We start from the raw sequence: 25,508 nt of genomic DNA, 5'->3' as shown, positions 1-25,508 counted from the left end.
TGTTAAGTTTATAATTAAATTGGGGTTGGGGGATTTAGATGCAACCCAAACAGAACTGCCGTTACAGGCAATTTTGTCAAACTCTTTTCTAATTACGAATTACGTTAGCCTAGCGGGGCAAAGCCCATTACAAATTATTTAAAATCTGCCATTTCCCTGAACAATATGCTTGACGGTGGTCAAGGTTTCTAGGCTGATAAATCCCCGGCGATGACCTTTTTGGTTAGACATGCCGAGAAACACTGAATCTCCCCGCGAGGGGTTGCGGGAAAAACGTGGAGAAGTATTGATGTAGGTAGATGCACTGGTAACTCCTAAAGCAAACTGCCGACTTTCCTGATATGATTCAGTAACGATGGAGTCAGCATGACCACTGCTGTATTCATTAATCCAGGCGATCGCAACTTCTAAGCTATCCACCAATTTAAAAGCTACTGTCCTCGTTAAATAAGGGTTTCCCCATTCGCTCTCCTTCACTAACTGCAACTGGGGAAAGGCTTCTACTAGTTCTGCATCCCCTTTAATTTCAAAGCCTTTTTCAATCAAGCTGTTCCAGAGAACGGCTATTGATGATGGCAAAGCTTGACGATGAATAAGTACTTTTTCAATGGCATTAACTTGGTCTGGTTCGCTTTGATGGCTATTAAGAATCATCAAGCGCACCATTTCTAAACTGGAATTTAGCGACCAGTAGAGATAACAGTTACCCATCGCTGACTTTAAGACTGGGCAAGTTGACTGTCTTACTACCTGTTGTATCAAACTAGAACGTCCGTAGGGAATCACTAGATTCACGTACTGGTCTTGGGTGACTAAATCCCGAATCGAAGTACCATGTTCTGCTGTGATCAATTCTAGACAGCCAGGAGCTAGACCAACTTCTGCGATCGCACTTTGCAGTACCTCGGCGATGACCGCGTTAGAATAGCTAGCTTCTGTACTGCCTTTGAGAATGATACTATTGCCGGTTTTGATACAAAAACCTGCTGCGATCGCCCCTAAATCTGGGAACGCCTCATAAATAAATCCAATCACTCCCAAGGGCATCAACTGGGTATAACTCTGGGAATCTTCCAGTTGATAATCAGCAGTTCTGACGCGCCGCAGCGGATCTGATAATTCCCCCAACCGTTGCAAAATGTCCACGGTCATCTCTAGCCTTGTGGGAGTCAGCTTTAGCCAGTCCAGTATCAACTCAGGCACTGCCATTTCCCGACTGGCTTCTAAATCCAAGGTATTGGCTTCTAGAATGTCGTCAAATGAGCGCTCAATAGCTTGTGCCATTGCCAATACTGCACGACTGCGGTCTGCTCCCTTTGTGATCCCCAATTTTAGGGAAGCTTGATAGGCTCGTTGGGCGCTAGTAATCGGTTCGGGGTAGTCATCCAAAACTTCAACAGTCATTGAGTTAACGTCTGTAGGTAAGCCATACCATGAGTGCTGGCAGAATAGCCAATAGCACCGCCACCATTGCCCAAGCAATAATGCTGGAACTATTTGCCAATCGCAGTGCTAATGGCAGCCATATAATCACTAGCACGAAAATAATGCCAAGTGCTATAGGCAGATAGCTTTCTCCCAAGCGTGGATGGACAACATGCCAACTATTTCCCATCCAACGCCAAGCCCGCTTGTAGGGATAGGTGGTAGAAAGCTGTTCTAGGACATGACCATTATCTTCTACTACAAAGATTTGCTGACAGCGATCGCAACCAAATGCCTCTGTCAGCGTAATCGGAATTAACTGACCCCGGCGACGACAGGGACAGGGGTATTCGGTATTGAAATCTATTTTTTCGGGTTTTTGAGATTGCACAAGCGTTCTAGTAACTTGAGCGTGTTTTACACGAACTACGACAATATAATCTTTTGGTAAATGCAATAGAAGCTTCTGCTACTATAGATTGCTCTCTTTATATACATATAATATTGCAAACAGTAGATGCAGGAGACTCTAAGTATCCTAATTTTCATATCAGTACGGAGTTTTTATTTGTAGTCTTTCCCCGAAGCTGACAATCTTATTTAAAATTTACTTCTACTAGATAAAATCTAGACAAAGCTAGATTTTATTTGACATTTCAAAGGGAGCATAGGAGCGGTTATCCCTTAAGGTCGAGACAGGATTTAGCCATCCGTGCATAAGTTTCAAAATGTTTAGATGTATTTAACACTTCGGCTAGGCTCAGTGTGAAATCTTAGTCAGTACACTGCTAATGTTTATGACATACATAAATCTGTTTAAGAGACTAATATCTTTGAATTCCCCCATAATTTAAAACAAGTTTTACTAGATGGGTAAAATCTATTCACAAATAAACAGTTCCACCATATCTAAATTACTTTATATTCTACCTATCTATGAAATTCATAAAAATTAGGAACGATTCACAGGAATACAGCGCGAATCGCCAAAAACTTCAATGCACCTTAAAAATACTAAACCTCTTGAGATTTTTAACTTCAAGAGGTTTTAGTTGGAAGCGGGTGACGCGATTCGAACGCGCGACATTCACCTTGGCAAGGTGACGCTCTACCACTGAGCTACACCCGCAATCAATTGCCATATATCAATATCTCAGATTTATCCCTAATTGTCAACCTCTTTATTTATTAATTTGTCATTGGTCATTGGTCATTGGTCATTGGTGAATGACAAAGGACAAATGACTAATGACTCATTTAGCCCAGTTCTTCTGACTCCGCCGTTAAATTGCCGATGCTGGCACTTTGAAAAGAGGCTGGCAAAGACTGGTTATTACGAGAATATGGCTCTGCCAGGTTAGAACGCAGTTGCCGCATGAGGCTTGCCATTTCTAGGGCATTCAGGGCATAATCCCAGCCATGATTACCTTTGATGCCTGCCCGTTCTAAAGCTTGCTGCATAGTGTCTACTGTCAAAATGCCAAAAATTACTGGCACTCCAGTTTGAAAGCTAGCGGCGGCGATACCTTTAGAAACTTCGGCTGATACATAATCAAAATGGGGTGTTTGCCCTCGAATGACAGCACCTAGACAAATTACAGCATCATAACGATGAGAAAGTGCTAGTTGGCGAGCTACTAAAGGTACCTCAAAACTTCCTGGAACCCAAACATAGTCTACCTGATTACCTTGGGGGTTAGGATCTACACCGTGGCGTTTTAAACAATCTTGACATCCCTCTAGCAGCTTTCCGGTAACTAGGTCATTAAATCGACCAATCACCACTGCAAACCGCAAAGGTTCTGTTTGGGTAAAAGTTCCCTCGAAAACTGCCATGACTGCCTCTTTATCAACTATACTTCTGGCCAATATACATTTCTTATTTAAATGTAGAGGAGCAGGAAAGCACGGTTAAAAAAAGGAAATCGGAAAAAATTTCTCCTTTTATCCTTTGGTCTTTGACCTTGGCTTTTCTGCTCCTCTAGTTCTTATATTATGTGCCTACGCCAGAGTGAAGCCGTTGCCTACACGACAAAAAAGTTTAACAAACCAACTAAAAATACCAAACCAATCCAGGCGGCGGAACCGACCCAGAGTAACTTTTTAGATTCAACCCAATTTTGGGGAGTGGCGTAAGCAACGGGGACGCCAACAACCAGGACAAAAGACAATAGAACTAGGCTTATCAAGGCAAATTGGAATATTATGGTCATTTTTGATTCTCCCAATACAGCTAAATACTAAGGATAGAATATCCTTAAAGGGCGACACTGACACTTTCTTATTATTTTTAAGCTAGCAGAAATTGCAACATTTTAGTCATTTGTCCTTTGTCTAAGTACCGATGACTAATGACTCTTAATACTATGGATTTAATTCTTTGCCACACGACAGCAGATTTTGACGCACTAGGAGCAGCAGTAGGGTTAACGCGCCTACTACCGGGAAGTAAGATTGTGCTGACTGGCGGTTCTCATCCTCCTGTAAGGGATTTTTTAGCATTGCATCGGGATGAATATCCGCTAATTGAACGCCGTTCGGTGAATCCTGAAAAAATCCGCTCTCTAACTGTGGTGGATACGCAACTGCGCGATCGCTTGGGTAAAGCTGCTGAATGGTTAGATTTACCCCATCTTGGAGAGATTATAGTTTATGACCATCACTTAGGACAAGAATCAGATATTCCTGCCACGCGATCGCATCTTTCTTCGGTAGGAGCCGCCACAACTTTAATTGTGGAGCAATTGCAACAACAGCAAATTTCCTTGACTTCTGCTGAAGCAACCGTGATGGCTTTGGGTATCCACGTTGACACTGGCTCTTTGACCTTTGACCAATCCACACCACGGGATGCCTTAGCTTTGGCTTGGTTGATGCAACAAGGTGCTAGTTTATCGGTAATTTCTACCTACCGTGACCCTGGCTTGTCTTTGCAATTGCAACAATTATTAACTGAATCTCTAGAAAATTTAGAATATCTTTGTCTGCGTGGATATACTGTTGCTTGGGTAATTTTGAAAACAGATGCTTTTGTGCCAGGGTTATCGAGTTTGGCATCAGAACTCCTAGAAATAACCGAAATTGATGCTCATACTGTTGGCTAATGAGTATCATTTTCGGTGAAAATGATTCACGCTTAACTGTGATTGGGCGATCGCAAATTCCCAAAACAAATCTTAATCTGTTATTCCAGCTCTTGGGCGGCGGCGGTCATTCACAAGCCGCATCGCTAAATCTAAGAGGAGTTGATTCACAAACCATATTAAAACAACTCCTTGACGGGGTAAAAGCACAAATTCCCCATCCCCCCACTGCTAGGGATTTGATGTCTTCTCCTGTCCGCACGATTCTACCTGAAACCACAATTGCTGAGGCACAGCGAATTTTGTTGCGTTATGGACACTCTGGTTTATCTGTAGTCGATACTCAAGGGCAACTAGTAGGTATTATTTCACGTCGGGATCTTGATATCGCCTTGCACCACGGATTTAGTCATGCGCCAGTCAAGGGCTATATGACAAGAAATCTGAAAACAATTACACCAGATACGACACTGCCGCAAATTGAGTCGCTAATGGTGACTTATGATATCGGACGTTTGCCAGTATTGGAGAATGAGCAGTTAGTTGGTCTTGTCACTCGTACTGATGTCTTGCGGGAATTACATCAGGAAAGGGATGAAAACGGAGAAGGGGGAGAGGAAGAGAGACAGAAAAGTAATATTAATCTCCCGCAATTGCAAAATAAACTTGCTCTTCAGTTATGGCAACTACTCACCATCGCATCGCAAGAAGCCGAAAAACGAGGTTGGCATCTTTATCTAGTCGGGGGTGCGGTGCGGGATTTGCTGTTAGCTGAGACAGCAGGTAGCTTGATGATTAAAGATATTGACCTAGTAGTTGATGGCTTTGACAAATCAGCAGATGTTGGCGCTGGTGTGGAACTAGCAAAAGCACTCCAACAACTTTACCCTGCGGCTCGTTTAGAAATCCACGGGGCTTTTCAAACTGCGGCTTTGTTGTGGCACAAAGACCCAGAATTAGATTCTTTATGGGTAGATATTGCCACGGCTAGAACAGAGTTTTATCCTTACCCGGCGGCGAATCCAGAAGTTGAGGCGAGTTCGATTCGTCAAGACTTGTATCGTCGAGATTTTACCATTAATGCGATCGCATTGCGGCTCACCTCTCCGCGCTCTGGTGAATTACTCGATTTCTTTGGCGGTTTACTCGATTTACAAGCTAAACAAATTCGGGTTTTACACGCCAATAGCTTTATCGAAGATCCCACCCGGATTTATCGTGGCGTGCGCTTTGCTGTGCGCTTCGGATTTGAAATTGAACCGCAAACTGAAGAGTTTATCCGCTATGCCATCAATAGTGGTGTTTACGATCGCACTTCCCAAGAGAATACCAAAACCCCAGCCCTACAAACTCGACTAAAAACAGAATTAAAACACATCCTAGAAGCCCCTTATTGGGAATCGGCTTTGCAGTTACTTGATAATCTCGGAGCGTTGCAATGTATCCATCCTACCCTGAAGCTAGACACAGAACTGCTGCGACAATTACGTTTACTAGAACGCTGCTTGCGGCGATTTGATGCTGAACAAACCCTCATTCATTGGGAAATGCGCTTAGAAGCGTTAATCGCCCATCTAACACCAGAATATCGGGCGAAAGTAGCAAAAAATCTGCAACTGCAAGAGGATAATATTAAACGCTTGCAAAACTTGGCTTCTGCCCAAACTGAGGTGATGGAATCTTTGCCTAAGTGTAAAAGTCCCAGTCAAGTAGTGCAGTTGTTGCGAAAATACGACTTACCAATGCTGATTTTAATTGCTTTGCAAAGTCCGCGATCGCTTAGACATCAAATTTGGGAATATTTAATTGTTTTGGCGAATGTGCAGCCACTATTGAATGGCAATGATTTAAAGAAACTGGGTTACACACCAGGGCCGCAGTATCGGCAAATATTAGATGATGTAGTTGCTGCTACTTTAGATGGAGTGATTAAACATAGGGCTGAAGCTGAGGAGTTTTTAGCACAACACCATCCTAAATGAATTAGTGAAGCGATCGCTCATATATTTGTAGAGTGTTGAGCAATAGATTATAAATTCAAGTTTCATCTTATATTTAATCATGCTTACCTACATGACTATAATTTTAACTAACGATGACGGCATTGATGCCCCCGGTATCCGAGCGCTGGTCAAAGCTGTAAACGGCAAAAATGCTATTATCGCTGCCCCTGCCGATCATCAATCTGGCTGTGGACATCAAGTGACTACTACTCGTGCTATCAACCTCCAACGACGTTCTGAGACTGAATATGCGATCGCAGGTACTCCCGCTGATTGTGTGAGAATTGCATTAACACAAATTAATGCAGATGTCAAATTTGTGCTTTCAGGTATCAACGCTGGCGGTAACTTGGGAGTAGATGCTTACATTTCTGGCACAGTTGCCGCCGTGCGGGAAGCTGCAATGCACGGGATTCCCGGAGTTGCCATTTCCCAGTATCGCAAAGCCAAGCAGAATTTTGATTGGGATATGGCCGCCAAATTCACAGTTAAAGTTTTAGAGGACTTACTTAAACGTCCCTTAGAACCGGGAAGCTTCTGGAATGTGAACTTGCCGCATCTGCAACCAGAAGAACCAGAGCCTAATATAGTGTTTTGCCAAGCTTGTACCAGACCTTTGCCAGTAAACTATCGAATTGAAGGCGATGATTTTTATTATGTAGGAGAATATAGCAAACGCGATCGCATTCCTGGTAGCGATGTGGATATATGTTTTTCTGGCAATATCGCGGTAACTCAGTTAAGGGTTTGACGTTAGCTATCAGTATTAGTTAAATATTCCGAGTTTTTAGACTGTTGAAGAATAATTCAGGAGTAAAGGTTCATATTCCCACTCCAGAACTCATTGACTAATATCATCTAAATAATTCAACTTTTATGCGATAAATGCATAAAAGTTGAACTCAAGCAATAAAATATTTTAAGGAAAATCTTTAAGCATTGAACAAACAACTTTTAATTAAGGAAAAATTACAAGCCACTCTTGAGAAAATTAAAACCAAGAGTGACGGTTCTCCCGTGACCGATTTGCAGCTAGACAAAATCTTGGTCGAAGAAATTGAACAATTGACAGCAGAACTAGAGAGTGTCAATCCCAATCTCAATCCTCTTCTCTACGCTACTTCTTTGCTAGAGGGAGCTTGGCAACTGCAATACTCCACAGCCAGAGAAATCCGTTCTTTAGTTTCTCTCCCATTGGGATTAAAGCTGGGTAAAGTTTATCAAGTGATTGATGTTGCAAATAAATTGTTCTTCAATCTAGCTAAAGTTAAACATCCTTTTGGCCTAGTATCGGGATATGTCAAAGTAACAGCTAGCTTTGAGCCAGCCAAAGAAGATTTAGAGCCTCTACCGAACAAACGTATTAACGTTTATTTTGACAAACGTTACCTATCGATTGAGAAGATTGTTGGCATTAATACGCCCCTACTCAACCCATTTAAGGTTGTCTCTGCAAATAATCCTACTAGCAGAACTGCCACCCTGGATATTACTTATTTAGATGAAACCTTAAGGATTGGACGTGGGGGAGATGGAAGTTTATTCATTCTTACTAAATCCTATGATTTACCTGACTCCACCTTATCAACTTGAAATTTTTCACGCCGCAAAATGAATATGGCTCCCTCAATCATGCATCTTTTTACTAAGGTAAAATTAGGTTCTGCAATGGTAGAGCTTAAAATATTAAATTTAAAGGTAGGTCATGGTATAGAAGGAGATATTAATGCCGATACTATAAGTCCTAGACAAGTTTTAATTGTTAGGAGTGAAGATATCTTCGACTTATCAATTAAACCAGGTGAGTTGCGAGAAAATATTGTGATTCAAGGTATAGAATTGGATAATTTTATCCCTGGCTCTTTACTAACCTTTGAAAGTGGTGCAGTAATTCGTTTAACTTTTCACTGCGAACCGTGTAAGCGAATAGCCTACTTGGTAGAATCATTAAAGAGCATCCAAAGCAAAAGAGGAATTTTAGGTGTAGTTATTAAATCAGGTAAAATTCATGTTGGTAGTAATTTTCAAGTTCAAGCTAATAAATTTCCAGCATTATCTGAAAATCCTTATGAACGATTTCTAGATTTTATCATCAAAATTCCCAGTGGAAAAGTAGTTACATATAAACAGATAATCAAAGCTATGGGAGTAGATAATAGCTATCTAAGAGCTATTCCTACATACCTTAAAAAAACCTCTGTTACTAGTTATCCGCTACATAGAATATTAGACTCTAAAGGTTATTTGATAAATTATGTTGGCCAACAAAAAAATCAATTAGAAACTGAAGGAGTCCAGGTTTTATCTGAAGCAAATTTAGTGAGCGATTTAAATAAAAATTTTGTCAATATTAAAGATTATCTATGGGAAGATGGCACTCTATATTTTAAAATAGATATTGCTATAAATTTGATCCTATTTTCAAGATTATTTTGTGTTATGGGAGGGAAAATACTTCTTCTCATCAAGATAATCCCTGATTTTTGATTTGTTTCGATGTGGCTTCCATAAAATCGATAAAAACTTTTATCAGCTTATGAATTCCCTCGCTACCTCCGGCAATTAGACCTCCTGTCAGCAAGGCATCTAAACAACGGAAAATAACTACTTGTGTGGGATTATCTAAATCAATAACTACAAGTGGCTCAATTGAGCGAATACCTATTGCACTCATTAACAGACCGAATAAAAGGGATGTCCATAGAGCAATTGTTCGCGTATCAGATTTATAGGCTGCTCTTTGGCGTTCTTTTTGATTTACCTCGTCCATTTGTGGCTGAAATATTTTTAATGAGTCTTGTTGACTTTGTGCAAAATTTTGGATGATTTGCTGTTCTAAACTCATTCCTTCAGGTGGAAGTCCACTGATTTGATTTGATTCTAAAGACGGAAACTGTTTATATTGGACTTCCATAAGTTTTATCTGCTCAGATATTAAATATTTTTCTTGCTGAATACTAATATCTAATTGCTCGATATATGAACCCCGCCAAGTAGTAATAAAAACTTCTAAAGAACGCTCTAGTAACAAAGAAATAAATAACTGTAATGTGAGTAACTGGATAATATCATTAACCCCAAATGGTTTTAAAACAAATGGTTTAGATGCTAACCAAGTTGACAACGTTACTACTAGAAAACTAATAATGATTAAGACAATAAATAGAGGAGATTCTGGAGAAAGCTTTAGCAACGTATCTATACTCCTGTTTCGCGTCACAATATCTAACACAGCCTGGAGGTGAAAATTACACCTGCTGAGTAACTTAACAACGTTAATTTGATAGAACAGTAAATAATTTATTACTTGACCATTTTTTCTATAAGTGTGATATGCTACGCCATTGTAGGAGCGATCGCACCTTGGTAGTAAAAAGGTAAAAACTATTGCTATACAAGCATTCCAGAAGTAAACACTAGACTAAGCACCAACTGTAGCAGCAACTAAAAACCCCTCCAAGGTTGAAGGGGTTCGAGTAATGTTTGATAATCGGATGGTGATTAGGAGGAGACAGCAGCTTTTCCTTGCCACTGACGCATTTTGCCATCAAAGTAATGAGATGATAGTACAGCATTTCATAAATCCGTTATGAACCTCTGCAACGCTGTATTTAGTAAGATAAATGACTGGTGTTGTCGAACGATGTTAGTTGTGATTGGACAGTGTTTAAATAGCTTTTATCATTCAAAGCTTGTGCTGGTAACTTTTTAGAGTTAACAGCAGCCTTAATTACATTTAGTGCAGTCAGGTTTCCTGTTTGGTATTGAGATATCAAAGCACTACCACTAGGAATACCCTGTGCTTTCAAATTAAGTAGGTTGGCTCAAATAAACCTAACTATGTAACGAAATGTAAAAGAGTCGAAACCTTTGTGATTGCTTCACTTCGCTTTGCTACGTACCCTACGGGTTCCGCCCTTGGCGGTACGCAATGACATAGTTATAAATTTTCCCACCCACCTACTTACCTTGATAAGCTAGAAATGCAGCATCAAAGGGTTTGAGGTAGCTGACGTTCGTAGAATGAGTAGATAAATTGTTAGAGTTGATAGCTATAGGTTCGCCACTATTGTTAGTAGCTATTTGAGCGCCACTGGCTCCAGGTAATAAAGCAATAGAAGCAACAATGAGTACAGAATCTATCAAGGTAGAGAGTTTCATAGGATTATCCTTAGTTATAGAAAGTGCAATTAGTATTTTTAAGTAATAAAGTCTTATTTTTTATTAGTCTCAACTTCCTGCAATCGGTTCACCTAAACGGTTAATTTTTGATTCACCCATTCGGGTGAGCTAATTGAGCGCGAGAACTGAAAAAAAATGGTGCAAGCAAAAGACTTTCATCACTTATGCTGTATGGTTAATAAATTGGGAGCAAAGTTCAGGACAAGCTTGAACAGATATTTATTTAACAGAGGTAATCTAAAAATTTATGCAGTGCTGTTGCTCAGTTGTAGGTGTAGCCCCACCCAGCGACAAGTTGGCGCAGCTCACCGCAGATCCAAAGGTGCGATCGCACACAATATACTAGTAGCATCAGTAACTAGAGTTGTCACAGTCAGTCTCAACGGTAAATTCCTCTATGCAGCTGAATATGATGACTTGGCAATAGTGGTGTTTGCAAGGGATGCCCAAACAGGCAAGCTAAAATAAAAGTTCAAAAAGATGATACGGACAGTGTTGATGGGCTTGCTAGTGCCGAGTCTGTCACAGTCAGGTAAATTTAAGTGTCAATCTTGCCTAAAATCGCGTAATTACTTAGCAAAATCGAACAACCTCATCCCACTTGTGGGGTGGGGTTATTTAATGCGTAGGGATTAAACTAGTAAATTTACTGAAGGCAGTTATTAGCTTTCCTTCATAAATTTAATAGTTGATTCGTTTAGAGGGACAAAAAATCTTCGCGTTTACTTTCCAGCTAATTTTAATTAAATTAAGCTAGTAAAAAAGTGATGGATAATTCTTTCATAATTGGGCATAGGTACTGTTTAGAGAAGAAAATTTAATATCTTTCGCCATTAGTGATAATGTCAATCCGTGTATTCAATAATTTGTAAAAAATAATTCTGAAATTTAAAGTTTTTTTTATTACATAATTTTAAAGTCGGGTATTTACTTAGAAAAGCATTTATGATATTTTCATGTTGATTATCATAAATTCAGATGTGCGACGCTAAGTTAAACAACCGGGTTTCTATGTATTAGTTTGAAATGATTAGACCTGTTGCATACTTACAGCAATGCTAAATTATTGATTTTAGACTTGTATAAATTATGTAATCTTAACCAAGTGATAACTTGTCCTCGATCTATTTACACTATCTTTGTTTTGAACAATGTATAACAGTAGGAACTCTGTGATGTGAATGCAGGTATGTAATTAGAATAAGTGACCCTCTGTACTTTTACATATTTAGACACAGTGAATGCTACAGAAGTATTACCACTGCTGGCATAAAAGCAAACACTACCACTGTTAGTAAAAGAGATACTACCTAAATATTCTCGACTTTATTCCTCAACTTTTACCTTCTACTTGATTTTATATGACTTATATTAAAAGCACTTTTCCCGAATTTCTCACCACCCTAGAAGGGTTTGATCAGTTACCAGATGGAGCGATCGCTAATTTATCAGAACAGCTACAAGCCTGGCGCTACCGCATAGGTCAGAAAATCATCGGTAAAGAAAGTCTCCCGGAACGCATCACCATAATTTATGAGGGACAAGTGCGGCTGTTGGGATACGACCCCCAGACGCAAATGCCAATCACCCTAAAATTATTGCAACCAGGGGAAATTATCGGCGAAATCGGTTTGTTGCGTGATGTCGCCTGTGAAACAGCGATCGCCTCCACCGAAGTAGTATGTTTAACCTTGAGTGCAGCAGCATATTTTAGCTTTCTGGCTTCATACCCAGCCTTTGCCGAAGCCCGCAAAAATCGCAGTTATTTAGTAGAAGTTTTCGATATCCTCGGTTCCTATTGGCAAAAGCAAGCGATCGCTACTTTAAACCTTAGAGAACTGACAGAAAAAGCCTTACCACACGCGAAAATCCATTATCTCCCTTCAGGAAAGACCCCGTTCAACCAACTAGATAGCAAAAGCGTTTGGTTTGTGAGTGGCGGTGGTGCAGTCACGAATTTCTCACCTAGCGATCGCCTAGAATGGGAAGACGACAGAGACAAAATCCAGGTCATAAGTCAAAATCCTGCACGGTTGCTTGGTATACATCCGTCAGATTTGATTTTGGAAGATAGTCATGAGATAGAACTTGCGGTAACTGAAACCAGAATAGATAGAGAAAGCGCCAACGACCTAGATGTTATTCCCTACGCATCAGACGAAGTAGTTCCACAGACAGCCCCCCAAAACTCAAAAAATTCCTCAAAACAAAAATACCCGTTTTTTGGTGGTAAGGGAGAACTAAATACAGCCTTCGTCTGCTTCCAAATGATCGCGAAGCACCTAGAAATGCCGTTTCGCCGAGAAGTGGTTCGCCGCATCTTAACTGAGCAAGTCAAGCGTCAAGGAACTATATCGTTTCAAGTTACTGCTTATCTGGCAGAATTAATCGGACTTAAGGCGCAGTTAATCGAACTACCAGTCGCTTCAGTAACGCGCATTCCCACACCGGCATTGATTCGCTATGGTGATAGTTTTGCCGTTTTATATGAAGCGGATGCCAATGTGATGGTTGTAGGTGTGCCATCTCAAGGAATTGTGCGCTGTAAACCCGCTCAATTGGTTGAAAATTTAGATGTTGATCCAACCGACTTTCCGCCTAAAGTTAGGGTATTATTGCTCACTGCTACCAAAGAAACACCCCAAGAACGCTTTAGTTTACGGTGGTTTATACCCTATTTGTCAAAGCACCGTCGAGTCCTGATAGAAAGTCTTTATCGCTTCCTTTTTCGTGCAGTTGGCAGCGTTGGCAAATCCGCTAGTCGTTCAGTTAATTATCGACAAAGTTATCACTCAAAATAGTATTGGCACATTACATATTTTGGGAGTTTTGCTCTTAGTAGTCGGGCTATTTGAAGCAGTGTTGACTACCTTACGAACCTACTTATTTGTCGATACTACCAACCGGATCGATATGGGTTTAGGGTCGCAAATCATCGATCACTTACTACGCCTACCCCTGCGCTACTTTGAACGCCGACCGGTGGGTGAACTTTCTACTCGCGTCAACGAACTAGAAAATATCCGCCAATTCCTCACGGGTACTGCCTTAACAGTGGGGTTAGATGCTCTATTTTCAGTCGTCTATATCGGTGTGATGCTGATTTACAGTTGGCAACTCACCTTAGTCGGCTTAAGCACAATTCCCGTGTTTGTGGTAATCACCTTAATTGCTTCTCCCACCATTAGCAGACAATTACGTGCCAAAGCCGAACGCAACGCCGAAACTCAATCTTATTTAGTAGAGGTGATGTCAGGAATTCAAACAGTAAAAGCGCAAAATATCGAATTGCGATCGCGCTTTTCCTGGCAAGAGCGTTACGCCAGATTTGTCGCGGCTGGTTTTAAAACAGTTGTCACTTCCACCCTCGCCAATTCTACTAGCAACTTTCTCAACAAACTCAGCAGCTTACTAGTTTTGTGGGTAGGGGCTTATTTAGTACTCCAAGGTGAATTAACTTTAGGCGAATTAATTGCCTTTAGGATTATATCGGGTTACGTCACCAGCCCAATATTGCGTTTAGCTCAACTCTGGCAAAGCTTCCAAGAAACTGCCTTGTCGTTAGAGCGTTTAAGCGATATTGTCGATACGCCACAAGAAGGGGAAACAGACCGCTACAATATACCTTTACCGACGATCAAAGGAGCAGTGAAATATGAAAATGTTTCCTTCCGGTTTGGCACAAGCGGCCCTCTGCAACTTTCTAACGTCAACTTAGAATTTGAGCCAGGTAAATTTATCGGCATCGTCGGCCAAAGCGGGTCTGGTAAAAGTACGATGATGAAATTACTGCTGAGACTTTACGAAACTGAGTCTGGCAGAATTTTAATTGATGGTTATGATATTGCCAAAGTAGAACTTTATTCACTGCGTCGACAAATTGGCGTAGTTCCCCAAGAAACATTGTTATTTGACGGCAGCGTTCAGGAAAATATTGCCCTAACCAATCCCGATGCCACAACCGAAGAAATTATCGAAGCGGCTCAGGTGGCGTGCGCCCACGAGTTTATCATGAACTTACCCAACGGTTACAACACGCGGGTAGGAGAACGGGGTTCTGCACTTTCAGGTGGACAACGACAAAGAATTGCGATCGCTCGTTCAGTTTTACAAAGACCAAAGTTACTGGTTTTAGATGAAGCAACTAGCGCATTAGATTATCCCACAGAACGGCAAATATGTCTCAATTTAGCCAAAGCGTTCAAGGGTGATACAGTATTCTTTATTACTCACCGGTTGAACACCGTAAGTAATGCAGATATGATTGTTGTCATGGATAATAGCAGGGTAATAGAACAAGGCAGCCATCAAGAATTAATGGCTACAAAAGGTCATTATTATTACCTGTATCAGCAACAAGATGTGAACTTGTAATTTAGTCATTGCTGAGGGCAAATGTTTTTGGCATTAGTAGTAAACATTGCCCACCCTACAAAAAATCCAAAACCAAAATCCAAAACCCTAAATCGTTATGACTCAAATTAATGGGAATCACCTCAACGGCAATCAGAAAAATGGCAATCAGAAAAACGGACTCAAGCAAGATTCACGGGTACTTACAAAACAACAGAAAGCTGCTCAAGAGTCTTTAAGTAACTCAAACAATCAAGAATTTGAGCAATCCATTGTCTTGCGCCAATCCCCAATTTGGTCGCGTACAATCATGGTTACACTCATGGGGCTAGCCTGCTTTGCAATTGCTTGGGCTTATTTTGCCAAAATTGAGCAAGTAGTGCCAGCAGCAGGGCAATTAAAGCCGCAAGGAACAATTAAAGAAGTTCAGGCTCCTGTTAGTGGAGTTGTGAAAACAGTTAACGTTAAAGATGGACAAGAAGTCAAGCCAGGAGATTTACTGCTAACATTTGATTCCATCGCCCCGGTAGCCGAATTAAATTCTTTAAATAAAATTCGTGTTGCATTAATTAAAGAAAACCAGATTTATCGCCGATTAATGGGTGCAAGTACTGCCACAGGATCTGAACTGTTATATTTGCGCGGCAGTTTGCCACCAGAAACAGCTTTTCTGTTAAAAAGTCGGGCAGCCTTAGTAGCAGAAAATGAATTATTTCGGACTCAATTAAAAAATTCTGGTCAATCTTCTGAGGTAGGAATTGACGAACAACAACTTTTAAGAGTTGCTAAAAAGGAATTAGACTCCCGTTCCTCAGCAGCGCGGCTAGAAGTAGAAAAAACCAAAAAACAACTTAGTCAAAATCAAATTAAGCTTGAAGATAGCAAAGCAAGTTTAGCTATTCAAGAGGGAATTTTAGGGAAACTGAAGATATTAGCAGAAGAAGGTGGTATTTCTCAACTTCAGTATCTCAATCAGCAACAAGAAGTCCAAAACCGCACAGCAGAAGTAGCACAACTAGGTGAGGAACTAAAACGCCTCCAGTTTGATATAGAAAAAGGACAACAAGAGTTAAGTAATACGGTCGCTGTTTCTGATAAAAATATTTTGGATAAGATAGGCGAGAACAAACAGCGTATTGCCACAATCGATAGCCAATTCAGCAAAGTTCTCCTAGATAATGAGCAACGTTTGGCGGATGTAAATAGTAAAATATCTCAAACACAGTTAAACGTTAGATATCAAGAACTCCGTGCCCCTGTAGCTGGCACAGTTTTCGATTTGCAAGCAAAAAACCCTGGTTTTGTGGCGAATCCCACGACAAAACTGCTGCAAATTGTCCCCAATGAAAACTATATAGCTGAAGTTTTCATCACTAACAAAGATATTGGGTTTGTGCGAAAAGGCATGAAAGTCGATGTAAGAATTGACTCCTTTCCTTACAGCGAGTTTGGCGATATCAAGGGAGAAGTGACTGGCATAGGCTCAGACGCATTACCGCCAGATCAAACCCATCAGTTTTATAGATTTCCGGCAAAAGTCTCATTAGATAGGCAATCCCTAGTAATTAAGGGTAAAAACGTTAACTTGCAATCAGGTATGTCCATCAGTGCCAATATAAAAGTGCGCGAAGAACGGACTGTGCTTAGTTTATTCACTGAGTTGTTTACCAAGCAAGTTGATGCTCTTAAAGAGGTACGATGAGAAGTCCTGCTGAAAACAGAATTCAGAATACCCCAGCAATTAAGTCAGGGGTAATAGACATCTCCGAAAAAGAATGTAGAGACGTAGCATTGCTACGTCTCTACAAGGGTTCTGGGTAACGCATATTTAATTTCTGGAGATGTCTAATAGTCACAGAGAAAAGAATTGGCGTTGCTGATTCCATGTATGCAAATGATTTTGCATGATATTAAAATCCTTGTAGAGACGTTGCAATGCAACGTCTCTACAAGGATTCATACCGCAATTCAGCAAGCCAAAGAATTTAATATCACGCGCGTTTAAAATCGGGAGATTTAAACCTCGATTCTCTATCCAGTCGCACAAAATTTATTCTGGATTCTGGCTTCTGAATTCTTCTTCGGTAAAACCGATATTTATGACAGACTGTTCGGTGACGCAAATTCATCACTCACATCAAGATTTTAAGATGGTTAATTCTCAACGCATCGAACCCGCTCCCGGACAAGAATCAGTTTGGGATTACCCCCGTCCACCTCGTCTGGAGGACACAAGCAAACATATCCAAATAATCTTTAATGAAGTAATAATTGCAGATACTCACAGCGCCAAACGTGTTTTAGAAACCAGTCATCCTCCTTCTTACTACATTCCTCCTGCGGATATCAAAATTGAATATCTACATTTGACACCGCAATCTAGCTTTTGTGAATGGAAAGGAAGTGCTAGTTACTACACAATCCGAGTTGGTGATAAAGAAGTTCATAATGTTGCTTGGTTCTACCCAAACCCCACACCAGCGTTTGAATCTATGAAAGACTATGTAGCTTTTTATGCTCATGTCATGGATAAATGCTATGTGAATGGCGAAGAGGTGCAACCCCAACCAGGTAACTTCTACGGCGGTTGGATTACCAGTGATATTGTTGGGCCATTCAAAGGCGCTCCTGGTACTTGGGGATGGTAAGCTAATTTTAGATTTTGGATTTTTGGTACTGAATTTTAGAACTGTAGAGACGCGAAATTTTACTGGGCTACGCTAACGCGTCTCTACCAAGGATTTTAGAATTAACTGAACGGTACTGCTTTCTAGAATTACTGAATTGATGTTCTAGCTATCTAGCAGCTTTTGCTTCAAACATCAAATAAGTCCCTCCTAGCCCTTCTGCAATTGTGCGTGTATTGGCAATCATCATTTTCTGATAAGTATCTCCGTCGCTTCCTGGTTCACCAAGTCCCTCAGCATAAAGCTTTCTGTCAGAAATTTTCACCTCAGCTTCTGTAGCTACAGATTCAATCAAATTAGGATTAATTGCTTCCTCAGCAAAAATTGTTGACACTTTAGCCCGTTTAATGTTTGTAGCTAAATTTTTTACTCGTGCGGCTGTCAGTTTTTCGTTAGTACTAATACTTTGCAATCCCCCTGCTAATGAAATACTGTATGCTTTAGCGTAATAACCCAGGGCATCAGAGGTTGTAACTAACTTGCGTTTTTTGGCAGGAATACTGGCAATTCTTGACTTAATCCACTTATCTAGTTGAGTGAGTTCATTTGTAATTTTTTTAGTATTGCGGCTATAAGTCTCTGCATTACTAGATTCTAATTTTCTCAGATTACTATTAATTACCTCCACCATTCTGATAGTATTTTTGCTATTGTGCCAAACGTGAGGATCAGTCACATTCTTACCGCCTACCTGAAATTTTTGTGGCTTCGATACCGCAACTTGACCGACGGCTATTTTCGGTGCAGGGTTTTTAGTAGCTTTTATTAATTTGATCAGATTCGGTTCAAAATTGTAACCAGTATAAAGAATAAGATTAGCTTGCTCAATAGCTTTACGATCTTCCTGTTTTGGTTTATAAAATTGCGGATTGGCAGTAGGGGGAATTAAGCAGGTAAGGTTAACTGTATTTCCTGCAACCTGTCTGGTTAAGTCACACAATACGCTTGTAGTCGCTACCACTTGAGGAAGATTTTCATTTACCTGGGTGCTAGTCTCAATAAATGTGGTTCTTGCTGCTTGATTTCCGCACCCAACAAATCCAATCGTCAAGGCAACAAAAAATAGCTCGGAAGAAATTATTCAATGGTGATTTTTTTGACATCCTCATCTCCTACTGGATGTATAAAAAAGATTATCATATCGGTTAAGTATTAGTGAAATACTCCGGGGAAGCTTTCGGCTGAGAACGGGTTAAAGATTAAGAGAAGAGGAATTATAGCTATTTTTAGGTAAATCCACGCGGTAGGGGCGCAAGGCTTTACGCCCCTACGACAGGTGTGGTTCAAATACATGAAAACTGCTGTAATAAACCTATCCTTTGCGTTTCACCCTTTCCCCAGTCCACACCTAGCAATTTTTGGTTGGTAAGCCACTAGTGAGGTTTTTAGAGCCAAAAAAAGCAAAATAAAATTAGTTAACTTCTTGCAACAGGCTGGAAGACTGGTAGAGGTAGGGGCACAATAATAAAGGCGATGCTGGGGAAGCTTCCAATAAGTGTAGTTCTCTGACCGTCTGTTGAAGGGACTATGCCATTGTGCTTATACACCAAACAAATTGCAAATTGTCTCAAATTATCAGGTTAAGGAATGGGACATAGTAATGATGGGGCTTATTGAGCATACGGGCTGATTTCGCAAACCAAGTCGTGAATCTAAGGCAATTGTAGCTGTGGTTTTGCGAGGTGTGGACATATCCTTGCTACAAAACTGGCAAATTGGCGATTTTTTAGGCATCAGCCTTTGTTACACTAATTTTCAGTTAGTAAACGTTTCAATAGCGCTCAGAGCATCATCTAACTACTCGTAATCGCCAGAATCAAAGCTTTACTTTCTAACATAATTTTTATCCTCTAGTTTCTTCATCCTTAAATAAGGGCCAAATCAAGTATATAGAACAATTCCTCAAAGTTAATATTGGTGAAGATAAACAATGGTTATTTTAGTTATCCTCGTCAACACCCTAATTTCGCTGATGCTATTCTATGTGGTTTGGCGGGTATGGCAACTCAAGCAGCAGCTAGCATACATAGCAGATAAGTTAACCGCCTATGAAAGTTGTACCCGTACAGCATTGAATAAAGCACCCGAAAACATTTATCTCAGCCAGCAGAATATTTATAATTTACGGCAGAAAAATCAAGCGCTACAAATGCAAATTCAACAAGTGCGGCAAATTATCGGTCTACTTTTGCTAGCACGGCAAATCTGGCAGCGTTATTTTATTAAGCTAGGGTTAATATCTGGGAAAAGAACAGTTGCAAAATGAGTTAAGTTCATGTCAACCTGAACATTTATAATTGGGGCTGACGCGGGGACACGGAGGTAATCCCGTAGCAAAATCTCGCTCGATTGGCTTACAGCGTAGGCGTAGCCCGCCGCAGGCATCGCTCCGCCTTCCCATACCCTTCTTACAAAGAGCATCATTTGGCACTTAGATGCCCTCCAGAAGGCTTATTTAAGGGATCAAAACTTTGGGAGATAGGGGAGTTCTAAATTATAAGTAATTAATGCTTTTGATATTAACGAATAAAAGCAACATTTTTGGCTGATATTTTGTCAGGATAGATTAACTAGATAAAATCAGTTAAGTCTTGCAAGGGGAGAAAACCCACCTAAAATGGGTGTAAGGAGAAAAACAACAAGATGTCTAATAACCGTTCTGGAGTATTTATTGGCGGTTTGATGCTGGGGGCTACTATCGGTGCTTTAACCGGTTTGCTCGTGGCTCCACGCACAGGGCGCGAAACGCGTAAAATTTTGAAAAAATCTGCCAATGCTATCCCAGAATTGGCAGAAGATTTATCAACGAGTGTGCAAATCCAAGCAGATCGTCTTTCTGCTAGCGCACTACGAAACTGGGATGACACTTTAGACAGATTACGCGAAGCGATCGCAGCAGGTGTAGATGCCAGTCAGCGAGAAAGTCAAGACTTAAAGCGACAAACATCTGTTGATGACTCAGATTCCCTTCCTCAGCAATTAGAACGCTCATAAATGACACAACCGTGATTGAACCCCTGTTTTGGTTGGGACTTTCCTTACTTTTAGTCGCCACAAGCTTAACTGCGGTTTTAGTGGCGGCAATACCGGCTTTGCAGGAGTTAGCACGCGCGGCTCGCAGTGCAGAAAAGCTATTTGATACCCTCTCGCGGGAGTTACCACCCACTCTAGAAGCAATCCGCGTCACTGGTTTAGAACTCACTGACTTAACTGATGATGTCAGTGAAGGTGTGAAAAGTGCTACTCAAGTCGTGAAACAAGTTGATAAAAGTCTTGATACTGCAAGAATTCAGGCTCAAAATCTGCAAGTAGGTACACGTACTATTTTTGTTGGCGTGAAAGCCGCTTGGAGAAACTTCACGCGCCAAAAACCCGTAAGACGAACAAGCGATCGCTTGCCAAGTAGCGAAAAACCACCACTAACGTTGCGAGAACGAGAAGCGCTAAAGCAAGAAAATCGCCGGATCAAAGCAGAAGTGTACCATGCTAATGACAGTTACAGCGACGCTGCTAGCTGGGAAACTAATTTCGATGACGGAGATTGACCAAAAAAAGGGCGTTGGGCATTTTATCTTCCTTGTTGCGGTGCTGCAAATCAAACCCAAGATGACAGCGAAAAGGTTCTCACCTGCTGAATCCGCAAAAAGTCACTATCACTGGAAACGACAGTTAAATTATTTTGCAGTGCAATAGCAGCTATCCAAATGTCGTTTTCATCAAAACCCAAATCAACAATTTTAGTTTTTCGCCGCTTGTTTTTATCTTTGGGTGCAAATCGATTGAATAAAACTGCCTTAATTTGACCGTAAATTGTTGCTATTTCTTCTGTTACATGGTATGTACGAATATCTTCTAAAAATTCTGTCAAGCGAACTAGATTATTCTCCTTGCGTTGAGATTTTTCCATCATGAATGTCAGTTCACCCTGAACAATTACGCAAGTAGCAATGTTATTTTCTCCAACTTCATTCACACGACGGATAACATCTGGTTTGCCTAAAATAATTGCACTACAATGATTTGTATCAAGTAAATACATTATTCAAATAAGTTTTCTTCATCAAATTTAGCTTGACCACGGGTAGCATATACTGCTTGAAGGCATTCTTCAAAATCGTCACCTTCCCAAGTGCCAGCATGACGAAGAATGGAGCGCCCGGAAGCAGGACGGTATGTAAGTTGCTCTTTCTCACTAGAAGTTTTTCTAGAATCGCTAGGAGGGATAGGTTTAAGCATACCTAGCTCCAACTCCTTTTTTGTATAGTTAACTTTAATAGAACGTATTAAATCAAGTGCTTCTGTTAGCAACTCCGGCGGTAAAGTTTCTATTTCTTGGATTAATAATTCTTTGTTAGTCATCTGTCAACTTCAACCATTCCCCTTTTATTGTATGTGGAACTTCGCTGTGGCTAACCAAAAAGAGGAGCAAAAGAGAGACACTTGCCTCCTCCTCTTCTACCCAGCCACTATTATCATTTTCATCAAGAATATTTTGAGTATTTTAACTTATTGACAAAATGCTCTTTATCTTTAATTAGAGCAAACTCCACTCCTCACTCCTCACTCCCGAAAAACCCTTTGCTTTGATCCCTGAGATTAGAGTAAAGTAAACAAGTGTAAAGAACTATCATTTTGACAGCACTCTTTTAAAACAACTAGTTCACTTCTACCGTTGATATTTGTATAAAAACGTCCATGCAATCTTGTTTTTGGCGACGAATCCTAGTATCTATTGCAGTATTTTTTCTTGCTGGGTCAATTTGGGTGATGCATTCTCCCCCAGCACTGGCTTATGACAATCCTGAGTTACTCCCTAACATCTTTACCCCAGTTGTAGACTTAGCAAAATCTCTTCCTGTCTTGCAAGAAGAAAAGCTTGTCAAAGATTTAGAGCAGTTTGAAGTTGATACGGGCTGGAAACTGCGAGTATTGACTCAGTATGACCGCACCCCAGGTCGCGCAGTCATAAAATATTGGGGTTTGGATGACAAAAGCATTCTACTAGTTGCCGATTCTCGTGGCGGTAACATCCTCAGTTTTAGTGTCGGCGATGCTGTTTATGAACTTTTACCCCGGACTTTCTGGATAGAACTGCAAACCCGTTTTGGTAATTTGTATTTTGTCCGCGAACAAGGCGAAGATCAAGCCATTCTGCAAGCCTTAGAATCGGTTAAAGGCTGTTTACTCAAAGGTGGTTGCAATGTAGTCCCCGGACTGCCACGAGAGCAGTGGATTCTCACCTTGATTAGCTCAATTATTGGTGGGATAATTTGTGGATTTGCAGCTCAACCCCGCGAAAAAGGACAGATTTTTGCTTGGCAATGGGCTTTAATTTTCTCACCTTTGTGGGGAATTTTGTTTCTTGCCTTCGGTATTGGGCCAGTGGTGACACGCACAAGCGACTGGCTACCTCTAACTCGCAATATCTCTGGGTTTCTTATTGGTGTCTTGGTTGCCTACCTATCTCCTGTTTTCAGCCGGTCTTCTTCCAGTAATGAGTTATGAGTGAGTAGTTAGGAGTTAGGAATTTTTAATTAACTTATAACTCCTAACTCCTAACTCTCTGAAGCTGATAAGCTGAAAGCTAATATTTGAGAAGCTCAACAAAAATGGAATGGCACGTAACCGATGCTCAAAGTTTAGCAATCATTGATAGTGAAATTGACACTCATGTCTTTTCACCCGCAGAGTATGAAATTGTGCGTCGGATAATCTACGCCACGGCTGACTTTGAGTATAAGTCTTTGATTCGCTTTTCTGAGCGTGCCTTGCAAGCTGGAGCAGCAGCATTAGCCGCGCGTACCACAATTGTGGTAGATGTCCCAATGGTACAAGTAGGTATTGCTTACGATATTCAAAACACCTTTGCTAATCCGGTGTATTGCAGCATGGAAGCTTTAACACGCCCGCAAAAAGAAAAAACTCGGGCTGCGTGGGGAATAGAAACCTTAGCAAAGCGGTATCCAGAGGGCATTTTTGTGATTGGCCAAGCGCAGACAGCACTAACAGCACTTGTAGATTTAATTGAAGCTGAGGAAATTAGACCTGCTTTAATAATTGCGACTCCAGTGGGATTTGCCAGTGGTGATGAAGCTAAAGAGCGCTTACAAGACTCTCTAGTGCCTCATATTACAATTGACAGTCGCAAAGGCAATGCAGTTGTAGCAGCTGCGATCGTTGATGGATTGGTAGACTTAGCTTGGCAAGCCTATGGACAAGATGGAAATCGGGGGAACTAGCAAAGCCATATTCTATTCTGTGTTCAAAAGAGTATTCAAAATCACTGAATATCCTGATATTTTTGTTAAGTAATGCCGATCTAGGAGCCTTTTCTTGTGGTATTCCAAGGTTTTAGTTTAAGCGCATATCTGGCAATTCCTGTAGTATTGAGTCTTTTAGGGGCGGGAGAAAGGATAAAAGTATCTTTAGTTGAAAACGTCCGTCAAGTATCGACTAACTATCAAGAAATCAGTGTATCTAGTAACAAGCTAATCAGCACTAAAGCAACTCCGAAAAAATATTATGTTAGCGGTAGTGGAAATGACAAAAATAGCGGACTCTCTACTTCATCCGCCTTTAGGACAATTCAAAGGGCAGCCAATCTGACCAACCCTGGCGATACAGTATTGATTATGAACGGAGTATACACAAATTCAGGTAAAGCTGGGAGTGTAGTAAGTATTAAACGTTCTGGAACTGCAAATGCATGGATTAGGTACAAAGCATATCCGGGACATTTCCCAAAAATTCAGCACAATACATGGAATGGGATAGTAATTTTAAATCGAGCTTCATATATCGAGATCAACGGGCTTGAGGTCGTAGGAAACAATGCGAATATAACCCTTGATTATGCGATGAGTCAGAAAAATAACAGAACAAACCCACTGACAAATGGAAACTGCATCAGCGTGGGTGAACGAACAAATAATCGTAATCACCATATACGGATTGTCAACAACAAGGTACATGGGTGTGGAGGAGCAGGTATTTCAACAATTGAATCGGACTATGTGACAGTACATAATAACGTGGTGTTTAATAATTCTTGGTACAGTATTTATGGTACTAGTGGCATTTCGATGTTGAGCAATTGGAATTCTGACAACAAACGGGGCTACAAGATGTTTGTCACTAACAACAAGACCTACAATAATCGGATGTATATTCCTTATATTTCAGACGGAAGGATTACAGACGGCAATGGTATTATTATCGACAGTTCAAGAAATCGGGGAGATTCAAGATCGGGTTCATATAGAGGACGCACTTTAGTTAAAAACAATCTTACCTTTAATAATGGTGGATCAGGTATTCATTCCTTTTACAGTGATCATGTTGATATAGTAAATAACACAGCCGTTTTAAATAATCAGAGTCCAGAAATTAACGGTGGACAAATATTTGCTCACACGTCATCTGATGTCAGAATTCTCAGAAACATTCTTTATGCTTTTCCGGGGAAAAATATTAATCTTAATACTAAGAATAAAAACGTTATTTATGATTATAATATCTACATGAATAGTGGCAAAATAAATGTTAAAGGCCCTCACGATATTGTTGCAAACTCACAATTTTTAAGTAAGCATCCTACTCTCAAAAAAATGTCTGGTGATTGGAAGTCGCTGCTAAAAAAACAAAATCCGCCAAAGCGCTCTTATGTAGAGCCTCAGTCGGCAGGTTTTGTTTGTAAACCAGTGACTTATCGTTTGCAAGGGAAACTTATCAAAGTGGGATGCTCCCGTTAGCAAGAAGGCAGAAAGTATAAGAGA

At 40.6% G+C, this 25,508-nt stretch carries 22 protein-coding genes, 1 tRNA gene and 2 pseudogenes; 14 read left to right on the top strand and 11 right to left on the bottom strand.

What is annotated here, in order from left to right; translation table 11 throughout:
* Positions 1–138: 138 nt before the first annotated feature.
* The 5 genes from ANSO36C_RS08290 to psbZ form a co-directional block, all read right to left on the bottom strand.
* Positions 139–1,404 (bottom strand): glutamate-5-semialdehyde dehydrogenase, encoded by a 1,266-nt coding sequence (locus ANSO36C_RS08290; RefSeq protein ID WP_251959138.1) that lies wholly within the window; start codon positions 1,402–1,404, stop codon positions 139–141.
* 4 nt (positions 1,405–1,408) lie between these two features.
* Positions 1,409–1,816, bottom strand: coding sequence for a hypothetical protein (locus ANSO36C_RS08285; RefSeq protein ID WP_069072751.1), 408 nt, complete (start codon positions 1,814–1,816; stop codon positions 1,409–1,411).
* A 666-nt stretch (positions 1,817–2,482) separates the two neighbouring features.
* Positions 2,483–2,554 (bottom strand) — tRNA-Gly (locus tag ANSO36C_RS08280).
* A 128-nt stretch (positions 2,555–2,682) separates the two neighbouring features.
* A complete protein-coding gene (gene ribH, locus ANSO36C_RS08275) occupies positions 2,683–3,261 on the bottom strand; it encodes a 6,7-dimethyl-8-ribityllumazine synthase (RefSeq protein ID WP_251959137.1) in 579 nt (192 codons plus the stop codon).
* A gap of 188 nt (positions 3,262–3,449) precedes the next feature.
* Entirely contained in the window at positions 3,450–3,638 is a 189-nt protein-coding gene (gene psbZ / locus ANSO36C_RS08270) for a photosystem II reaction center protein PsbZ (protein ID WP_100901500.1), read from the bottom strand.
* A 153-nt stretch (positions 3,639–3,791) separates the two neighbouring features.
* On the opposite strand from psbZ, the pseudogene ANSO36C_RS08265 reads away from it, so the two are divergent.
* From ANSO36C_RS08265 to ANSO36C_RS08250, 4 genes and pseudogenes are all read left to right on the top strand, one after another.
* Positions 3,792–6,490, top strand: a pseudogene (locus ANSO36C_RS08265) (CBS domain-containing protein).
* A gap of 91 nt (positions 6,491–6,581) precedes the next feature.
* On the top strand, positions 6,582–7,262 hold the full coding sequence (surE, locus tag ANSO36C_RS08260) for a 5'/3'-nucleotidase SurE (RefSeq protein WP_251959136.1): 681 nt from the start codon (positions 6,582–6,584) through the stop codon (positions 7,260–7,262).
* A 188-nt stretch (positions 7,263–7,450) separates the two neighbouring features.
* Positions 7,451–8,104 carry a PAP/fibrillin family protein gene (locus tag ANSO36C_RS08255; RefSeq protein ID WP_251959135.1) on the top strand — a complete coding sequence of 218 codons (654 nt, stop codon included), beginning with the start codon at positions 7,451–7,453 and terminating at the stop codon, positions 8,102–8,104.
* Between the two features lie 24 nt (positions 8,105–8,128).
* Complete coding sequence (locus tag ANSO36C_RS08250) at positions 8,129–8,998, top strand: MGMT family protein (RefSeq protein ID WP_251959134.1); 870 nt, start codon at positions 8,129–8,131, stop codon at positions 8,996–8,998.
* Here the strand turns inward: ANSO36C_RS08250 and ANSO36C_RS08245 are convergent.
* The 3 genes from ANSO36C_RS08245 to ANSO36C_RS08235 all read right to left on the bottom strand — a co-directional run bounded on the left by ANSO36C_RS08245 (position 8,976) and on the right by ANSO36C_RS08235 (position 10,672).
* Complete coding sequence (locus ANSO36C_RS08245; protein ID WP_251959133.1) at positions 8,976–9,704, bottom strand: hypothetical protein; 729 nt, start codon at positions 9,702–9,704, stop codon at positions 8,976–8,978. The two genes, ANSO36C_RS08250 and ANSO36C_RS08245, sit on opposite strands and share 23 nt — an antisense overlap.
* Before the next feature lie 418 nt (positions 9,705–10,122).
* On the bottom strand, positions 10,123–10,320 hold the full coding sequence (locus ANSO36C_RS08240; RefSeq protein ID WP_251959132.1) for a hypothetical protein: 198 nt from the start codon (positions 10,318–10,320) through the stop codon (positions 10,123–10,125).
* Between the two features lie 151 nt (positions 10,321–10,471).
* Entirely contained in the window at positions 10,472–10,672 is a 201-nt protein-coding gene (locus tag ANSO36C_RS08235; RefSeq protein ID WP_251959131.1) for a hypothetical protein, read from the bottom strand.
* Between the two features lie 228 nt (positions 10,673–10,900).
* Here ANSO36C_RS08235 and ANSO36C_RS08230 point away from each other — a divergent pair, with 228 nt between their 5' ends.
* The 4 genes and pseudogenes from ANSO36C_RS08230 to ANSO36C_RS08215 all read left to right on the top strand — a co-directional run bounded on the left by ANSO36C_RS08230 (position 10,901) and on the right by ANSO36C_RS08215 (position 17,694).
* Positions 10,901–11,161 (top strand): lactonase family protein, encoded by a 261-nt coding sequence (locus ANSO36C_RS08230; protein WP_251959130.1) that lies wholly within the window; start codon positions 10,901–10,903, stop codon positions 11,159–11,161.
* A gap of 893 nt (positions 11,162–12,054) precedes the next feature.
* Positions 12,055–15,067 (top strand): annotated as a pseudogene (locus ANSO36C_RS08225) (peptidase domain-containing ABC transporter).
* A 97-nt stretch (positions 15,068–15,164) separates the two neighbouring features.
* Complete coding sequence (locus ANSO36C_RS08220; RefSeq protein ID WP_251959129.1) at positions 15,165–16,748, top strand: HlyD family efflux transporter periplasmic adaptor subunit; 1,584 nt, start codon at positions 15,165–15,167, stop codon at positions 16,746–16,748.
* A gap of 448 nt (positions 16,749–17,196) precedes the next feature.
* Positions 17,197–17,694 carry a DUF427 domain-containing protein gene (locus ANSO36C_RS08215; protein WP_251960280.1) on the top strand — a complete coding sequence of 166 codons (498 nt, stop codon included), beginning with the start codon at positions 17,197–17,199 and terminating at the stop codon, positions 17,692–17,694.
* Positions 17,695–17,842: 148 nt separating this feature from the next.
* Here ANSO36C_RS08215 and ANSO36C_RS08210 read toward each other — a convergent pair whose 3' ends face one another.
* On the bottom strand, positions 17,843–18,784 hold the full coding sequence (locus tag ANSO36C_RS08210) for a metal ABC transporter solute-binding protein, Zn/Mn family (RefSeq protein ID WP_323374574.1): 942 nt from the start codon (positions 18,782–18,784) through the stop codon (positions 17,843–17,845).
* An 879-nt stretch (positions 18,785–19,663) separates the two neighbouring features.
* Here ANSO36C_RS08210 and ANSO36C_RS08205 point away from each other — a divergent pair.
* From ANSO36C_RS08205 to ANSO36C_RS08195, 3 genes are all read left to right on the top strand, one after another.
* Entirely contained in the window at positions 19,664–19,999 is a 336-nt protein-coding gene (locus tag ANSO36C_RS08205; RefSeq protein ID WP_251959128.1) for a hypothetical protein, read from the top strand.
* Positions 20,000–20,376: 377 nt separating this feature from the next.
* Entirely contained in the window at positions 20,377–20,727 is a 351-nt protein-coding gene (locus ANSO36C_RS08200; RefSeq protein ID WP_251959127.1) for a YtxH domain-containing protein, read from the top strand.
* A gap of 11 nt (positions 20,728–20,738) precedes the next feature.
* Positions 20,739–21,278 carry a DUF948 domain-containing protein gene (locus ANSO36C_RS08195; RefSeq protein ID WP_251959126.1) on the top strand — a complete coding sequence of 180 codons (540 nt, stop codon included), beginning with the start codon at positions 20,739–20,741 and terminating at the stop codon, positions 21,276–21,278.
* Positions 21,279–21,328: 50 nt separating this feature from the next.
* Here ANSO36C_RS08195 and ANSO36C_RS08190 read toward each other — a convergent pair whose 3' ends face one another.
* Positions 21,329–21,772, bottom strand: a complete 444-nt coding sequence (locus ANSO36C_RS08190; protein WP_251959125.1) for a type II toxin-antitoxin system VapC family toxin — start codon at positions 21,770–21,772, stop codon at positions 21,329–21,331.
* Entirely contained in the window at positions 21,772–22,092 is a 321-nt protein-coding gene (locus ANSO36C_RS08185; RefSeq protein WP_251959124.1) for a DUF2281 domain-containing protein, read from the bottom strand. Before ANSO36C_RS08185 ends, ANSO36C_RS08190 begins: the two co-directional genes overlap by 1 nt.
* Positions 22,093–22,428: 336 nt before the next feature.
* Between ANSO36C_RS08185 and ANSO36C_RS08180 the strand changes: the two genes are divergently transcribed.
* The 3 genes from ANSO36C_RS08180 (at position 22,429) to ANSO36C_RS08170 (ending at position 25,484) form a co-directional block, all read left to right on the top strand.
* Positions 22,429–23,238, top strand: a complete 810-nt coding sequence (locus tag ANSO36C_RS08180) for a TPM domain-containing protein (protein ID WP_251959123.1) — start codon at positions 22,429–22,431, stop codon at positions 23,236–23,238.
* Positions 23,239–23,342: 104 nt separating this feature from the next.
* Positions 23,343–23,972, top strand: a complete 630-nt coding sequence (locus ANSO36C_RS08175; protein ID WP_190943693.1) for a precorrin-8X methylmutase — start codon at positions 23,343–23,345, stop codon at positions 23,970–23,972.
* Between the two features lie 96 nt (positions 23,973–24,068).
* Entirely contained in the window at positions 24,069–25,484 is a 1,416-nt protein-coding gene (locus ANSO36C_RS08170; RefSeq protein ID WP_251959122.1) for a right-handed parallel beta-helix repeat-containing protein, read from the top strand.
* Positions 25,485–25,508: the final 24 nt, after the last annotated feature.

The sequence above is a fragment of the Nostoc cf. commune SO-36 genome, from assembly GCF_023734775.1.
In the GTDB taxonomy this organism is placed as follows: Bacteria; Cyanobacteriota; Cyanobacteriia; order Cyanobacteriales; family Nostocaceae; genus Nostoc; species Nostoc commune_A.
Note: the sequence above shows the minus strand (reverse complement) of the source record. Positions and strands in the feature narration are given on the sequence as shown.

Coding starts and splice junctions, on each gene's coding strand:
- ANSO36C_RS08290 (WP_251959138.1), bottom strand. CDS start 1,404: ATGACTGTTGAAGTTTTGGATGACTACCCCGAACCGATTACTAGCGCC.
- ribH (WP_251959137.1), bottom strand. CDS start 3,261: ATGGCAGTTTTCGAGGGAACTTTTACCCAAACAGAACCTTTGCGGTTT.
- psbZ (WP_100901500.1), bottom strand. CDS start 3,638: ATGACCATAATATTCCAATTTGCCTTGATAAGCCTAGTTCTATTGTCT.
- surE (WP_251959136.1), top strand. CDS start 6,582: ATGACTATAATTTTAACTAACGATGACGGCATTGATGCCCCCGGTATC.
- ANSO36C_RS08250 (WP_251959134.1), top strand. CDS start 8,129: ATGGCTCCCTCAATCATGCATCTTTTTACTAAGGTAAAATTAGGTTCT.
- ANSO36C_RS08235 (WP_251959131.1), bottom strand. CDS start 10,672: ATGAAACTCTCTACCTTGATAGATTCTGTACTCATTGTTGCTTCTATT.
- ANSO36C_RS08220 (WP_251959129.1), top strand. CDS start 15,165: ATGACTCAAATTAATGGGAATCACCTCAACGGCAATCAGAAAAATGGC.
- ANSO36C_RS08215 (WP_251960280.1), top strand. CDS start 17,197: ATGGTTAATTCTCAACGCATCGAACCCGCTCCCGGACAAGAATCAGTT.
- ANSO36C_RS08205 (WP_251959128.1), top strand. CDS start 19,664: ATGGTTATTTTAGTTATCCTCGTCAACACCCTAATTTCGCTGATGCTA.
- ANSO36C_RS08200 (WP_251959127.1), top strand. CDS start 20,377: ATGTCTAATAACCGTTCTGGAGTATTTATTGGCGGTTTGATGCTGGGG.
- ANSO36C_RS08190 (WP_251959125.1), bottom strand. CDS start 21,772: ATGTATTTACTTGATACAAATCATTGTAGTGCAATTATTTTAGGCAAA.
- ANSO36C_RS08185 (WP_251959124.1), bottom strand. CDS start 22,092: ATGACTAACAAAGAATTATTAATCCAAGAAATAGAAACTTTACCGCCG.
- ANSO36C_RS08180 (WP_251959123.1), top strand. CDS start 22,429: ATGCAATCTTGTTTTTGGCGACGAATCCTAGTATCTATTGCAGTATTT.
- ANSO36C_RS08175 (WP_190943693.1), top strand. CDS start 23,343: ATGGAATGGCACGTAACCGATGCTCAAAGTTTAGCAATCATTGATAGT.